At 53.2% G+C, this 295-nt stretch carries 1 protein-coding gene; it reads left to right on the top strand.

All coding sequences use genetic code 11. The features are described from left to right. Nucleotides 1-226 (top strand): hypothetical protein (locus AC1RPH_RS08220; protein ID WP_481762096.1); only part of this gene is annotated, 226 nt, incomplete at its 5' end. Nucleotides 227-295 lie beyond the last annotated feature (69 nt).

Below are 295 nucleotides of genomic sequence, written 5' to 3' on the forward strand. Positions count from 1 at the left end.
GGACCGTGCGGACTCGTATCAGATCGGCTGGTTCTCCAGCGAGTGGCCGTATGATTTCGTGTCGAATGTGCGGCCGGGCGGAACCCTGTTCGAGACGGCAAACCTGCAAGAAGCTCAGGAGCAGCTGGAAAAGATGTGCGCCATGAACAAAGGCGTGCATTACCGAATCATTCCGATCGTAGACGGCCGTTTTGCCGAACACTACGTCGATATTGACAACATGTAAAGGAAAACGTGAGCAAGAAAACGAAAGTTGTGCTGAACATGCTGAGCGCATGCGTCTTGGCAGTAGCGT

Source organism: Dellaglioa sp. CoH-57-MRSF-16 (assembly GCF_056782055.1).